We start from the raw sequence: 14,762 nt of genomic DNA on the forward strand, positions 1-14,762 counted from the left end.
GTCTAGTTCACCTTTTTTTGGTTGTCATTTTCCTCTATATTGTCTTCTGTTTTTACCTTGACCGGGCTAAATAGTTGACTGAATTTATTAAACTCCCTATCGAAGATAAATGCAAGTCCGGTCACGATTAATTGTCCATCAATGATATTTTGATATTCTTGTCTTCTAAACCCTTTTAAGCGGTAGGTTCCCTTTTCGGATAAAAGATATTCAAGCATTACATTACCGATGACCGGAGTGGAAGTGTCTGAATTGGCGGCACTGCCCTCCACATCCAAGGCGCTTCCGGCCGTAACAATTAGGCGGTCATTGAATAATTTTTTACTTGCATTGACATTCAGTTGGGTTCTGTTCCGGTAGCCGTTTCCTTGATAATCCTGAAAACTGTCCAGGTCAAAATCAAGTTCAAAACCACTGTTTCCCAATATTTTGTTCGAAATCGTGTTCAGTTCGCTGGACAATACCTTGTTGACATTGTTTCTTGCCAAGGCAATGGCGCCCCCATTACTTCCATCACTACCGGAGGTGGGATAAAAACGATTCAGGGCCAGGAGGGAGAATACCTGTTTGTTCAATTCAGATTCCTGCTCGTTCAATTGTTGTATGCGCCCATACACCGCTCCACCGTAGGAACCCTGTGCATTTTCGGGCATATCGAGGGCAAAGGAGAGCTCGGGAGTGGTTATTTCCCCACCTACATTCAGATATACTAGAAAAGTGGATGATCTTTGATATTGCCCCGAAATTCCGGTATCCTGACCAAAACTGATAGATGACATTAAGGGTGCAGCCGATGTTTCCAGTTCGTAGATGGCCGTTACATTCAATTTTGCATTGTATGGGTCACCAGACCAGGTGACACTACTCCCCTCATTGATGGTAAACTCCCTGCTAACCAAATTGTACAAACTGGTCCTGTAAAAACCTGAATTGAGTTCCAACCTTCCTGATAATCGAATATCTTGATTGGGATCAATGTTTAGGCTTAAACTGGCATTGCCGGAGGCTTGTAATTTGTCTTGGGTCTTTTCATCCAGCACAATGGTGAAAACCGCATCTTCCGAAATCTCCAAGGTGGTATTGATATCCATGCCGGAAAAGACGGAGTTGGCCGTCTCCCCGGTATTTCTCGTCAATATAGCATCTGGATTTTCTCGATTTACAAAGATGACCACACCTTCCCTTTCCTGAATTTCATATTGTGTCTGTGGCACCAGATACGTAAGATTTGTTTTGTCACCAATGCTCAGGTAGCCATCAATGACAGGGAGTTCCAAATCTCCTGTAATTTCTAGGTCGGTATCGATTACGGCAGTCCCATATACCAATTCGTTATCTCCTTTTACAGAATTCAAGACCGTAAAGTTTTTGGCCTTTACGGTAAGTTGAAAACCTGGATTTAAGAGGTTGTCCGTTGTAATCGCTCCATCCAATAGTATACTGCCTTGGTTGGAGTCATTTATACGAAAGGCGTTGAGGGTGATTTCTTCCTCGTTCAGATCCAACTGTTGGCCATTTATTTTTAAATCTGTTTTAAAGGCAGATAGTGTAAGACCCACATCATTGAATTTGATCCTACCCGAATACTCTGGCTCGGTTAGTGAACCGTTGACCAATAAACTTCCAGATATATTTCCTGAAGGATTCGAGAGTTCATCGGCAAAAAAACCTTGTACAATAGCAGTCTCCAATTTTTGTATGTCCAGCTCCAGGTTTAAATCGGCGCCGTTCTGTGTTGCCGCATAATCCCCCGTAAGGCGTACATTGGCACCACCATCTTTTAATAGTAGGTCGATATCATAATCCGATAGCGATTTTGAGGAGGCATTTAAACTGAGGGTCCCTAACGGGTTTTGTTGCAACCGAAATTGGTCTATATTGAGTTCAGACACCAGACCGGATGCCCCGTACGGATTTAAAATGACAAAGTTGCCATCCACGATGCCCTTGGCCAAGGGTTCTTCTGGATTGAAAAGGCTTAAAAAGGTCTGTAGCTGGAAGTTTTCAAATTGGATGCCGATATGGTCCGATGACATTTCAGGAATTTGGGTTGATACCTCCAATTTTTGGTTGTTTTTGGAGAGTATTACGTTTTTAAATTGGGAGTACGAGTTCGCTAAGAGTATGACATTGTCCTCTGGAATGTTCCATGGTTTTTTGTTCAATACTAGATTTTTTGGAGACACATGAAGCCGAACCGTATCACGTTGGAAAACAAGTTCCGATGCAACGTGCATCACTGTAGTAGTATCATTGGCCGAACTAAAATCCAAGACCAGTTCCTTGTTTTTAAGACTGCCCTCCAAATACGTCCTTTTTAAAAGAACCGGTTGGTAATCAAGTTCAGAAACCCCGGCCATGAATTTAAAATCCTGGGAGTCGCCCTCCAAATCCACCCGGAGGCTATCTATCGTGCTCCCCGCATAGGAGACCCTGGGGACGATGACCTGACCGGATATTTCCTTGGTAAACGAATCGAACTTGGCATCAATGGTTAGGGAATCCAACTCCTGTATACCATCAAAAAACACCTTTGAAATTATAGGCGTAGGTGCAAGGGCCAAGTCCAGGGTGGCTTTTACACTGTCTAACTCCATAATCTTTAGGGAATCCGAACTGAAATAGGTTTCAAATTGTTTTTTTAAAGCGGCTGTGATTCTGGCAGGGGAGGCGTTTGAAAATAGTCCTCCGTTGATAAAACCGCTCTTTATTTTTATATCCGTAATAGAATCTTCTACATGGGCATTGATGTTGAGCGGCGCAATTTGATATTGTTGGTTGTCCGTTACCGCAATTCCATTGTCGATGGTGGTTTCAAGGCTGAAATTATTCGAAAGCCCCGTAAAGGAGCCCTCCATATTGGCGGCTAGTTTAATATCCTTTTTGGTAAGGCCCAATGCCCTTAAGTCCGCCCCTATTAAATTGGCATTGAAGTTTACGGAATTGGTTGCTGCTTTTAAATCAATAGTTGCCGTGGATTTGAAATTAAGATTCCTGTCCTGCATTTCAAGGGACGCACCACCTGTTCCATTACTAATTTCCCCATTGATAAGAATATCTTTATACGCGTAGTCATGAAATTCCACCATCGGGATTTGACCATCAATTTTAGAATTTAGGTTGGAAAGGTTTGTTCCGGACCCGCTGGCGTTTAGATGTAGTGATAGCAATCCCAACTGCGGATTTTTCAAGATTTTACCCAGATGGAGACTATCGGTTTTTAGGGTGCCATCAAAATTTTGAGTCGTATCAAAACGTGCATTGCCATCCAGATGGACGGATCCTTCAGGGATTGAAAGTTGTAAATGCGTTTCTAAGGATTTTATAGTGCCTTTCGCATTCCCTGTAAGTGCTATGGATTCTGAAATTTCAATCCCCAATTCTTTGTCCGAAATGAACTTATAAGCATCCGTATTTATCGTATTTATGTTAATATCGTTCAAATTGTAGCTAAATTCATTTTCATCCGTGATAGCACTGGCCTCCCCTTGAATGTAAAGATGTGTATTGGGGCCCCAATGTAATTCCGACTGAAATCGGTCAATCCTTTTCAAGTTTCCGGATACCTCTAAGTTCCCTGTAATATTGTGCTGCGATAGGGAATCCAAATATTGGTTGTGTTGGAGTTGGGGTAGGAATTTTTGAACGTCTTTGGTAGCAATGGATACATCCGAAATAGTAGCATCTAATTTGGAGTTGGAGGTGTTGACCAACGCCTGCTCTAAGCTTTCATATTCCATTTCAAAATTTGAGCGGGCTTTACTCTGATTGAAGGAAACAGTTAAATCTTTTAGAAAGGCCCCAATGTCCGATAGCTGCGCATTGAAAGCCAAATGTTTAAGGACGATGCCACTGGCTTCCTTAAAAGCTGTTTCATCCACGATCAGTTCTAAAATTTTAGGTTTATAGTTGAAATCCCGCGCAAGGAACGTCATCTCTTGAAAGTTGAGATTGTTCGGGTTTAAAGTGGTTTCATTGGTAAGAGCTTCCGGTCTGGAAAAATGGAATTCATTGTTCTTTAGGCGGATGTTGTTCGCGGAAAGTTCCATTTCGGGCCACTCGAAGGAAGTATTCTGTGTCTGGGTGGTATCCACGGACTGATTAAGGGTGAGGGACATGGATGAATCTTCAAGAATGAAGTCCTCCACAGTGAATATAAATTCAGGAAGGTTCACATTCGCTTCCGTGATGTTAAAATGGTTTAGTTTTCCAGAGGTTTCAATACTATCGGGAGAGGAAGAATATTCATACGTTACGTTGTCAAGTAACAATCGGGCGACGTTTATTTTGGGTAATGGACTTGAATTAGGTTCGTCGCTTTCCGGAAAAGCATGTGCTTGGTTATAGGTTATTTGGGTATTTCCAAGTTCAAAATCGCCAACACTAAAAATCATCGCTTCCAAGTCGAATTCCTCCATATCGGTTTCTAAGGTTCCCAAGGAAAGATGTACATAGGTCCCCAAATAGTCGTCCTCGTAGCCCACTTTCCAGTTGGAAAGGGAAAAATCACCCAAGCTAATTTCCATAGGTTCCGAGGACTGAGTGGAATCGGTCGGCGTAGAAAAGGCATCGATTAAAAAGGAAAAATTGAATCGGTCCCCCTCCGAATCTCTTTGGATGTTCGCAATTAAACCATCCGCAGAAACATCGTCGATGGAAAGTCGGTTCTTATAAAGAAGTGGATAGAGGGGTAGATCCAATTGAAGTTCCTTTGCAAAGAGTAAAGTATCCCCTTGGATATCCTCCAAATAAATACCCTTGGTTTTTATGTCTCCTGCAAATGTGATGAATACTCGTTCTACGGCTACTTTTGTACCTGTCTTACCGGAAACATAATCCGTTAGTTGCGTAACGATATAGTTTTGTGCCCATGGTGTTCTAAGAACCAAAACCAAAAGAACGAACAAGGCTAAAAGGGAAAGAAAAATCTTTCCTACCGATTTAAGAATGCGTTTGCGGTTCCATTTTTTGTTTTCCATAGGTCTTTAAAAAAGGAGATAAATAGGCGATTGGCCCTTGACCATTTTATAAGGTATTCACCAAAATCGCGGTAATAATTACAAGCAGAAGGGAAATTATAATTACCAGATTGTATACCCTCCTCTTTTTCTGCTTTTGTTCCTTTAATGTACCCATTAAGCGCAAAGGTAGGTTGATATCTTCAAAAGGTGATGCTGTTATGAAATAAAGAGTGTCTCTTTTACTTGTAGTTAGATAGAGGAACGCCCACCTCTATCACGCTGGTCTCTAGGCTTAAAATTCAATAGTCCACGCCGAAATAGTAGGGAAATTGTGGTTGGTCCTTTAAAGGGTATCCAGGAAGAATATCTTACATTTTAGGAAATCTAAACTTAATTGGTCTTTAGAGGTTTTTAACCTGAACCTCGTGGAATTTGTCGGCCTGGAGGCGTAAGAGTTCTTCTGCTTTCTGTTTTTTGTACCCGTAGAGTTCCTCTTCTCCTTTTAAATCTTCGTAGATTTTTTGGTTGAGTTCCCCATCTGTAGCAACAATGAGTTGACGCTGTGCCACCTTTTGGGCCACCCAAGAGGAAAGGATACTTTCCTGTTCTTCCAATTTTACATCGTACTCACCTTTGGGAGCCAATAACTTGGCAATGATGGGAGAGGTCTCAATGGCAAGGAACAAAAGGAAGATGAAAAAGGAGGGAAACCAAGGTAGTTCACCCAAGGCATTGATACGGGCCATGAGTCCGTCAAAACCGTCTATGATGGGTTGTGTGTTCTGTACTACTTCGGCATATTCCGTATTAAGATCGGTTATTTGGTTTTCCAAACCAACAATCTTTTCACCGTTGGTGGTTTTTAATTGCTGTAGTTCGGCCAAGGAAGTATCGTGTTTCTCGCGCTTTTCCTTGTACACAGGTCCTTTTCCCAAAAGTCCGGTTCCGGCGGTTCCTTCGGCTTCTTTGATATAGACATCGTAAAGGGCATTTGTCTCGGCTTCCTTTGCTGCTATTTCTGATTTTAGATTGGCGATATCCTGGTTCAATTGCTCTAACCTGGGCGTGTACTGTAAAGCAAGCTGTTGCTTGTTGGCCAAGGTGAGTTCGTTTTTCTGCTCCAAAAGCACCTGATTGATTTCCTTCTCAAAAATTTTCATTTCAAGTGGTTTGGAAATGACTACGGCGATGATAATGGCCAACAAAATACGGGGAGTGGCCTGCAGCAATTCCTGTGAAAAATTGTTCCGTTTTTTTATGGTGGAAACGATGAATCTGTCCAGATTAAAAATCAAAAGACCCCAAATTAGACCGAAAAATGCGGCGGCATAAACACTATCAAATACCGTATATAACGCGTAGCTACTGGCAATAAAGGCCATGACGGCCGTAAAGAATACGGTGGCGCCAATGCCGGCGTATTTGTTCTGCTCGCCTTTGGAGCAGGTTTTTAAAATTTCGGAATCCGCTCCGGAACACAGGATAAAAAAGTTTTGCAGCATGATGATTTGTTTTTTGATTGATTAAAGCCTTACCTGTTAGAACGGTGTTTGCAACATATTGTTACACAAAAAGCCCCTTTCAAGGGGCTTTTAACAGTATTTGTGAGTTCTTTTTAGTTCTTTAGATGGTTTGGGTCGACCGACAGCTTTACCAAGGTTTTTTTATTCGTGGATTCCCTTAGGTCGATATTTATCTTGTCATTGTTTTTTACGACCTCAAGAGCTTTTTCGGCGGAAATGGGTGTGCCGTTGAGCATAAAGTCGGCTCCTTCTTTGGCCAACTTCTCAATGCTTTCAACGGGGGAGATAGGGTTTGGCGGAGGTGGTGGCGTTGTTATATTGGGTTCACTCATCTTAATATAGGTTGGGGTCGGTTGAGACTCCGGTAGTTCCGACCGATGAACCAGTATGGTCTTGCCAACCACATCATACGGATCCTGTATGTCAATAATGCTTTCTATTTGGTTGGAGGCAAACTCCCTATCCGAGACATTTTTGGGAGGTTCCGGAGCTTTGGGAGCCTGAGGCGGTGGGGGAAAATTTGGAAAAGGTTCCGCATCCGCCTGTTGTTTTTGGGACATTTTGCCATAAAGTTCCTTCAGGCGTTTTATTTCCTTGTTTTTAACGACCATACGGTTACGGTCCATTTCATTGTACTTTTTGGCCAATGCGTTGTATTCCTTCATTTCCTCACGGGTGGCGCTTTGCTGAACTTTAGAGAATTGTTTATCCTCCGGGCCTACAATATTGATCGTGGCTACACCATATTCAACAAGTATTCCTTCGACTTTTTGAACCACTTCTTTAGGTGCTTTGGTATCGACATATATTTTAGAAGCTACAATCTTTCTTCTTTGCTCAACGGATAAATGTGGATTGATTTGCGAAAGGAACTTTGATAACGCCTCCAAAGCAACCAAATCTTCTTGAACCAATAATTGACCTTTATTATTGATGTTGACAGAAATCTGTTTAACGGTATGCTGAATTGTTGTGTTGGTTTTTGGTAAACATTCAGGAAAGGGTTGCGCTTCCGTTTTCTGCACCTCGCTCATTTTACTGTAAATGGTCTCTAGAGTTTTTAAATCATTCAATGGAATTTTTCGTTTTTCAATGGGAATGGCATTGTATTTTGTTGCCAAGGCATTGTATTTTTCAATTTCCTGCTTTTCTGGATAATCATTTTCAATGGCAAAAGGGGTATTTCCCTTTTCACGTATAACTTCTTGATTTGGTGCAACTATGCGGTAAAATCCATAATCCAAAAGTGAATTATACACGAACCAAACTTCGCTATTTGGAATATCCCTTGAGGAGGTTAAGTGAATATTCAGAATATTGTTTCTTATTTCCGTATTGATATCAGAGTTGAATTTATTTACGATTTCAACCAAATTATCCTTGTCGACCTTTATTTCTTCTACAAGGTAATTACCATTCCCTAAAATTTCTATGTTCAAGCTTCTTGCGGAATGATTTACAATTTCTATGGAAGCGTTGTTAGGTATATAAACTTCTTTGCTGGTGCTAAAGGCAAATAGAAGGAATACGGTTAATGGGAGCAACAGAAAACTCCTGAGTAAAATTGATTTTTTTGATGTGTTTGTTTTCATGACTGTAAAACGTTTTTTGATGCTTCGACTACGCTCGGCACGGGTTGATGAATAAACTATAGCGTTCGCTATTTTGATGGATGAATGGTGGTTTTCACTCGCCTTTGTTAAAAAGGAAAGTAGAAGATGTTGGTATTTTGGTATGCTAGTATCGTTCTTGACGACGGCACTATCCGCCAAGAATTCATGATTCAGCTTTATGGCGAATTTTAATAGGTGAATAAGGGGATTGAACCAAAGGAGTACTTGGGCCAGTTCCACTAAAACAATGTCCAAACTATGCCATTGCTTGGCATGGGTTTCCTCATGTAACAATACTTCTTGTGGAATTTGGTCCGTTTCGTAAGCGGTCTTGTTTAAGAAAATATAGCTAAAAAAGGTGTGGGGAGGTAGTTTTGGTATCAATAAGACCCTTGTTGTAAGACGTGTCCTTAATTTTGGGTTTTTACGAATACGCCACCAAAGTTGTCCTAAATGTAGTAGAAACCGAATCCCGAATATGGCTACGCCAAACAAATATATACTCCAGAGAACGGTTTCCCAATTCATTTTTTCCGTCTGGATTTTTGTTGGGGCATCGGTAAGAATGGGATTGCCCTCTTGAGGCGTTGCTTCAAGCAGGTCGGTATTTGTGGGAATCGCCACGTATTCGGTAAAAACGATGGTAGGTATCAGTAAAGAAGCCACTAAGGCACCCAGTAGGTAGGCCCTTTTAAAATGGTGCATGCTTTCCTTTTCCAACAAAAGCTTGTAAAAGAGGAGGAAAATGGCCAAACAGGCGGTGAATTTTGCAAGAAACAACAACATATCACTTCTTTTTTATTTCGTCGTCTATCAATTTTTTCAATTCTTCCAGTTCCGTTTTGCTGAGATTGGTTTCTTGCGCAAAAAAGGAGGCAAACTGACTGGCGCTGTCGTTGAAGAAGTTCTTGATCAGTCCGTTTACGTGTTTGGAAAAATAATCCTTCTTTTTTACCAAGGGATAATATTCACGACTCCTTCCGTAACTGTTGTAGGCCACAAAGCCCTTGTCCGCCATACGCTTTAAAAGAGTCGCCACCGTGGTGGTAGCCGGTTTTGGTTCCGGATACGCCTCCAAAAGGTCTTTCATAAAGGCCTTTTTGAGTTTCCATACAATGTTCATGAGCTCTTCTTCGGATTTAGACAACTGCATTTTTTCTACAGATTTAGAGTTTGTTCTACAAACATAGAATAAAATATTTGATTCTACAAATGTAGAATATGGATTTTGTGAAATCTTTGGGAAACTGATAGTTGTCATAAAATCGGCCTATGCACCATTTTACCTTTATAACATAAATCATGAATAATGACCACAACTGTAGTAATAGGTGGAAATTTCGCAGGAATGACCGCCGCCCTCGAACTTAAAAGAAAGGGGAAAAAGGAACAAAAGGTAATCGTAATCGATAAATCGCCCCTCTTTTTATTTATCCCGTCCTTAATTTGGGTGCCCTTTGGGAGACGGAATATAAAAGATATATCCTTTAGGAAAGATAAGATACTTCAAAAGAAGGGGGTGGAATTTGTACATGCCGAAGCACTTCGTGTAGACCCCCAAGCCCAAAAGCTAAAAACCACCAAAGGGGAAATCGGTTATGACCACCTTGTCATAGCTACGGGACCCAAGGTCGATTTTGATGTCGCACCTGGCGTTCTGGAGCATGCCCATTACATAGGAACCCCAGACGGTGCCATGAAGACCCGCAAGGCCTTGGAGGAATTCAAAAAGAATCCTGGTCCTATTGTCATTGGGGCCACCCAAAACGCAGGTTGTATGGGTGCTGCCTATGAGTTCTTGTTCAATATAGAGAAATGGTTGCGGGAAGAGAACATTCGCAAGAAGGTCGACCTACATTGGATAACCCCTGAAACCTATTTGGGACATTTTGGCATTGACGGTATGCCCGGAGCCGAAACCATGTTGAAGTCCTTTATGAAGATGTTCAATATCCACTACCATACCGAGGTCGGCGTTGCCGAGGTACAAAAGGATGCCGTGGTTTTAAGCGACGGAAAGGTGTTGAAAAGTAGTTTTACCATGCTGATGCCTCCTTTCAAAGGGGTTGATTTTGTACTAAACTCACCGGAGCTCCAACCAACGGCCACGGGCTATCTACCCGTTGGCGAGGATTATAGACATGCCGTTTATCATAATATTTGGGCAGCCGGTATCGCCGTAGATGTCAAGTTGCCGTTTGAACCTGGAAAAATCCCTTTTTCCGGACCCAAAACGGGGTATCCATCAGATGAAACCGGAAAAATAGTTGCCGAAAACATTATAAGGACCCTATCGGGCAAAAGCAAACTCAGAAAAAAGGCATGGGGCAAAATCCCGGGAATCTGTGTCATGGACGCCGGTAAAAAGGAGGTCATCATTTTGAGCGATCACTTGTTCAAACCTCGCAATTTTGCCATCATGATTCCCAACGTACTGTACGATTTCAACAAGGTACTTTTTGAAAAATATTTTCTTTGGAAGACCAGAAAGGGCTATTCCTTTTTACCGTAGTATCGTTTTTTGAGCCTTTATTGCGATATAGATTTTGGGAATCGGCAATAGTGAACGAATTGGTGTATGTTTGCCGATAAATATTTTGAAAATGGGGTTATTGGAAGATTTACAAGACCGAAGTGGCAAAGTGTGCGAGTTTTGCGGCAGTGCCGATACCTTATCGATTTACGAAGTACCACCGGTCTCCACGGGCGGATTTGATGGCAGCGTATTGGCGTGTAGTACCTGTATTGGCGAAATTGAAAATCCAGATACGACCGATGCCAACCATTGGCGTTGTCTCAACGATAGTATGTGGAGCGAGTACGATGCGGTCAAAGTAGTGGCTTGGCGAATGCTGTCCCGATTAAAATCTGAAGGATGGCCTCAGGATTTGTTGGATATGCTGTATTTGGAACCGGAGACCTTGGAATGGGCCAAGGCCACGGGAGAGGGCGTTTTGGAAGCCGATAAAATCGTCCATAGGGATGCCAACGGAGCCATTTTGGAGAACGGGGATTCCGTGGTGTTGATTAAGGACCTAAAAGTTAAAGGTTCCAGTATGGTGGCCAAACAGGGTACGGCCGTTCGTAGAATTTCCTTGGACCATGAAAATGCCGAATATATAGAGGGCAGAGTAGATGGTCAGCAAATCGTCATCATTACGAAGTACGTGAAGAAGGTCTGATTAAGTTAAAATTTAATAGTTAAAAGAGTTTTTTTGCTAACTGCTAACTGCTAACTGCTAACTGCTCTTTTTCATTTCCGTAAAATATTCATAGAAGTAGGGTATGGTCTCAATGCCTTTTAAATAGTTCCAAACCCCAAAATGTTCGTTGGGGGAGTGGATGGCGTCACTGTCGAGGCCGAAACCCATTAGGATTGTTTTACTATCCAATTCTTTTTCGAAAAGCGAAACGATTGGGATACTTCCACCACTGCGTTGCGGTATCGGCTTTTTGCCAAAGGTAGTTTCATAGGCTTTGGAGGCGGCCTGATAGCCATCAGTATCTATCGGTGTTACGTAGCCTTGACCCCCATGATGCGGTTTCACTTTCACTTTTACCCCTTTAGGAGCTATGGACTCAAAATGACGTTTGAAGAGCTCCGTAATCTCCCTCCAATCCTGATTGGGCACCAATCGCATGGATATTTTCGCGTAGGCTTTACTCGCAATGACCGTTTTGGCACCTTCGCCAATGTATCCACCCCAAATACCGTTCACGTCCAAGGTAGGCCTAATGGAGTTTCGTTCATTAGTGGTATATCCTTTTTCACCGTAGACGGAATCGATATCCAACGCTTTTTGATACGCCTCCAAAGAAAAGGGGGCTTTGGCCATTTCGGCGCGTTCTTCATCTGAAAGCTCCTGAACCTTGTCGTAAAATCCCGGAATGGCAATATGATTCTTCTCATCATGTAGACTGGCAATCATCTTGGTGAGTATATTAATGGGATTGGCTACGGCACCGCCGTAGAGACCGGAATGCAAATCGCGGTTAGGCCCTGTGACTTCTACCTCCACATAGCTTAACCCACGAAGTCCCGTGGTAATGGAAGGCACATCATTAGCAATCATTCCGGTATCGGAAATAAGGATTATGTCGTTTTTTAGTTTTTCCTTGTTTTGCGAAACATAGGTAGATAAATTGTTACTGCCCACTTCTTCTTCCCCTTCGATCATAAATTTTACATTGCAGGGCAATTGATCCGTTTTGACCATAAATTCCAGAGCCTTTACATGCATGTACATTTGACCTTTATCATCACAGGCGCCCCGGGCAAAAATGGCACCTTCAGGATGGAGTTCCGTTTTCTTGATAACAGGTTCAAACGGAGGGGAGTTCCATAGATCCATGGGGTCTGGAGGTTGCACATCATAGTGTCCGTAAACCATTACGGTGGGTAAATTGGTGTTTAGTATCTTTTCACCATACACAATGGGGTAGCCGTCCGTTTCATGAATTTCCACCAAATCACAACCGGCCTTTTCCAAGGCTTTTTTTACCGCTTCAGCTGTATCCAATACGTCTTGGGAGAAGGCGGAATCGGCACTGATGGAAGGAATTTTTAAAAGCTCAATAAGTTCCTGTAGGAATCTGTTTTTGTGTTGGGCAATGTATTCTTTTACGTTTTGCATGTATGTGTTTTGAATAATCCATTTAAAAATACAAAAAGCTGGAATTTAAAGATTGATTATTTAGAGAATTGAAAATTTACTTTATATTTGCATCCCGAATATTTCGACAGTGGTCGGATGGGAAATGCAGGCGTGGTGGAATTGGTAGACACGCTAGACTTAGGATCTAGTGCCGCAAGGTGTGAGAGTTCGAGTCTCTCCGCCTGTACAAAGGGAAAAGCCGACTTTTAGAAGTCGGCTTTTTTGTTAATCAAAAATATGTTGAACTACATTTGATATTTGGTATATCAATCCTTCTTCGAGTTTTCCCATTTTTCCACCATGGGTTTTAATATCTCTTCTTCAACCCCATAGACCTTTCCTTCCTTTGTAAGGGGCATAAATTCGTCAATATACCGTTGGCTAAGGGCCTCGGAATCTCCGTATAGCTTCCGCAGGGCATCCAGTTTTTGGTGGAGGTCTTTCTGTATATTGGCATAGGCAGGGTCATCATAATAATTGTGCTGCTCCAACGAATCTTTTTTTCGGTCTATCAATTCCCAATAATCCATATCAAAATAGTAATGGATAAGTTTGTAATCCTTTGTAATTACCGCATAATGTCTGTTTACGTTGTGTTCGGAGGGGTGCTCGTAGTAATGGTAATATACGGCATCCCTGTCCCAATTTTCCATGTCATCGGTCAAAACCGGCACCAAACTTTTTCCTTGCATATCCGCTGGTTGCTCCACTCCGGCAACATCCAAAAATGTTTGGGCAAAATCCAGGTTTTGCACTAGTTCATCGGAAACACTTCCAGGTTTTATGTGGTTTTTCCAAGAAACCAACAAAGGTGTTTTTAGGCTTTCGTCATACACGAATCTTTTATCGAACCAACCATGTTCGCCCAAGTAAAATCCTTGGTCCGAGGTATAAACGACAATGGTATTTTCCATCATATTGTTGGCTTCCAGATAATCCAGCACCCTACCTACGTTTTCATCAACGGATTTAATAGTGCCCAGATAATCCTGCATATAGCGCTGATAGCGCCATTTGGCAATATCGGTTTCGGTCATGTTGGGTAAGTTCGTTATAAATTCATCCGCAATGGCCCTATAATAGGTGTCAAATGTAGCTTTCTGGGTGGAGTCTAATCGGCCCACCGTCATTTCATACCTGCGTTTATCAAAACCAATTTGCTCCTCCAAACCCAGTTGGTCCATAACTTCAGGATACAACTTACTGTCCGCTGCCCAGCCCATATCACCGTCGACCTTCATTTTGGCCACTTTTGCGGCAGGCATACCTTCATGGGTGTCGAACAAGGTTGCCGGCTCCGGGAATTTTTTCTGGGTATACTCCGCCATATGACGTTCGGCCATCAACCACGAGCGGTGTGGTGCTTTGTGCAAATACATAAGCATAAAGGGTTTATCCGCTTGACGTTCGTTTTCCAGCCAATCAAGGGTCATATCGGTTACAATATCTGTTACGTATCCCTTTACATTGATCTCGCCTTCGTTTTTTGTGATGAAGTCTGGGTTATAATAGAATCCTTGTCCAGGTAAAATCTTGAACTGGTCAAAACCTTTGGGATTGTTACCAAAATGCAGTTTTCCAAACATTGCCGTTTGGTACCCTGCCTTTTGTAGGAGTTGGGGAAAGGTAACATTCGTGGTGTCAAAAGGGGATACATTGTCTATTTTTCCGTTTAGGTGCGAATGTTTTCCGGTAAGTATGGTCGCCCTAGATGGGGCACAGATACTATTGGTAACACTTGCGTTGGTAAACAGCATACCCATATTTGCAATCCTGTCTATGTTAGGTGTTTCGATCAAATGATTGTCGTATGCCGAAATTGCCTGATAGGCATGGTCATCAGACATAATAAAGACGATATTTGGCTTTATGGGTGTTTCTTTTGCATCCTCATTACATCCAAAAAAAACGGAAACACATAGTAGAAGAGCTACAAAATTGAAGATGTTTTTGAATATTAGATATTTTGAGTCGGTTTCAGTTTTCATAGGTAAAATATGTTTTAGCGAT

8 protein-coding genes and 1 tRNA gene are annotated in these 14,762 nt (G+C 42.1%); 3 read left to right on the forward strand and 6 right to left on the reverse strand.

The features are described from left to right. Positions 1 to 2: 2 nt before the first annotated feature. The 4 genes from ACZ41C_RS09920 to ACZ41C_RS09935 form a co-directional block, all read right to left on the reverse strand. Entirely contained in the window at positions 3 to 4,979 is a 4,977-nt protein-coding gene (locus ACZ41C_RS09920; RefSeq protein ID WP_464561096.1) for a translocation/assembly module TamB domain-containing protein, read from the reverse strand. 383 nt (positions 4,980 to 5,362) lie between these two features. Beyond that, on the reverse strand, positions 5,363 to 6,463 hold the full coding sequence (locus tag ACZ41C_RS09925) for a DUF4407 domain-containing protein (RefSeq protein ID WP_464561098.1): 1,101 nt from the start codon (positions 6,461 to 6,463) through the stop codon (positions 5,363 to 5,365). Between the two features lie 113 nt (positions 6,464 to 6,576). Beyond that, positions 6,577 to 8,883, reverse strand: coding sequence for a M56 family metallopeptidase (locus ACZ41C_RS09930; RefSeq protein ID WP_464561100.1), 2,307 nt, complete (start codon positions 8,881 to 8,883; stop codon positions 6,577 to 6,579). Position 8,884: 1 nt separating this feature from the next. Next, positions 8,885 to 9,250, reverse strand: coding sequence for a BlaI/MecI/CopY family transcriptional regulator (locus ACZ41C_RS09935; protein ID WP_154917266.1), 366 nt, complete (start codon positions 9,248 to 9,250; stop codon positions 8,885 to 8,887). A gap of 156 nt (positions 9,251 to 9,406) precedes the next feature. On the opposite strand from ACZ41C_RS09935, the gene ACZ41C_RS09940 reads away from it, so the two are divergent. Both ACZ41C_RS09940 and ACZ41C_RS09945 read left to right on the forward strand, forming a co-directional pair. Next, positions 9,407 to 10,609, forward strand: coding sequence for an NAD(P)/FAD-dependent oxidoreductase (locus ACZ41C_RS09940; RefSeq protein ID WP_154917265.1), 1,203 nt, complete (start codon positions 9,407 to 9,409; stop codon positions 10,607 to 10,609). Positions 10,610 to 10,700: 91 nt separating this feature from the next. Beyond that, positions 10,701 to 11,279 (forward strand): PhnA domain-containing protein, encoded by a 579-nt coding sequence (locus ACZ41C_RS09945; RefSeq protein ID WP_464561103.1) that lies wholly within the window; start codon positions 10,701 to 10,703, stop codon positions 11,277 to 11,279. Between the two features lie 57 nt (positions 11,280 to 11,336). On the opposite strand, the gene ACZ41C_RS09950 is transcribed toward ACZ41C_RS09945, so the two are convergent. Next, a complete protein-coding gene (locus ACZ41C_RS09950) occupies positions 11,337 to 12,731 on the reverse strand; it encodes a dipeptidase (protein ID WP_464561105.1) in 1,395 nt (464 codons plus the stop codon). A gap of 126 nt (positions 12,732 to 12,857) precedes the next feature. Here ACZ41C_RS09950 and ACZ41C_RS09955 point away from each other — a divergent pair. After that, positions 12,858 to 12,939: transfer RNA gene (locus tag ACZ41C_RS09955), tRNA-Leu, on the forward strand. Between the two features lie 79 nt (positions 12,940 to 13,018). Here ACZ41C_RS09955 and ACZ41C_RS09960 read toward each other — a convergent pair. Next, a complete protein-coding gene (locus ACZ41C_RS09960) occupies positions 13,019 to 14,740 on the reverse strand; it encodes a sulfatase family protein (protein ID WP_464561107.1) in 1,722 nt (573 codons plus the stop codon). Positions 14,741 to 14,762 lie beyond the last annotated feature (22 nt).

The sequence above is a fragment of the Maribacter sp. C-4077 genome (assembly GCF_055378385.1).

Excerpts from the sequence above, each read along its gene's own strand:
- ACZ41C_RS09945 (WP_464561103.1), top strand. The coding sequence starts at position 10,701 with ATGGGGTTATTGGAAGATTTACAAGACCGAAGTGGCAAAGTGTGCGAG.
- ACZ41C_RS09920 (WP_464561096.1), bottom strand. The coding sequence starts at position 4,979 with ATGGAAAACAAAAAATGGAACCGCAAACGCATTCTTAAATCGGTAGGA.
- ACZ41C_RS09940 (WP_154917265.1), top strand. The coding sequence starts at position 9,407 with ATGACCACAACTGTAGTAATAGGTGGAAATTTCGCAGGAATGACCGCC.
- ACZ41C_RS09935 (WP_154917266.1), bottom strand. The coding sequence starts at position 9,250 with ATGCAGTTGTCTAAATCCGAAGAAGAGCTCATGAACATTGTATGGAAA.
- ACZ41C_RS09950 (WP_464561105.1), bottom strand. The coding sequence starts at position 12,731 with ATGCAAAACGTAAAAGAATACATTGCCCAACACAAAAACAGATTCCTA.
- ACZ41C_RS09930 (WP_464561100.1), bottom strand. The coding sequence starts at position 8,883 with ATGTTGTTGTTTCTTGCAAAATTCACCGCCTGTTTGGCCATTTTCCTC.
- ACZ41C_RS09925 (WP_464561098.1), bottom strand. The coding sequence starts at position 6,463 with ATGCTGCAAAACTTTTTTATCCTGTGTTCCGGAGCGGATTCCGAAATT.
- ACZ41C_RS09960 (WP_464561107.1), bottom strand. The coding sequence starts at position 14,740 with ATGAAAACTGAAACCGACTCAAAATATCTAATATTCAAAAACATCTTC.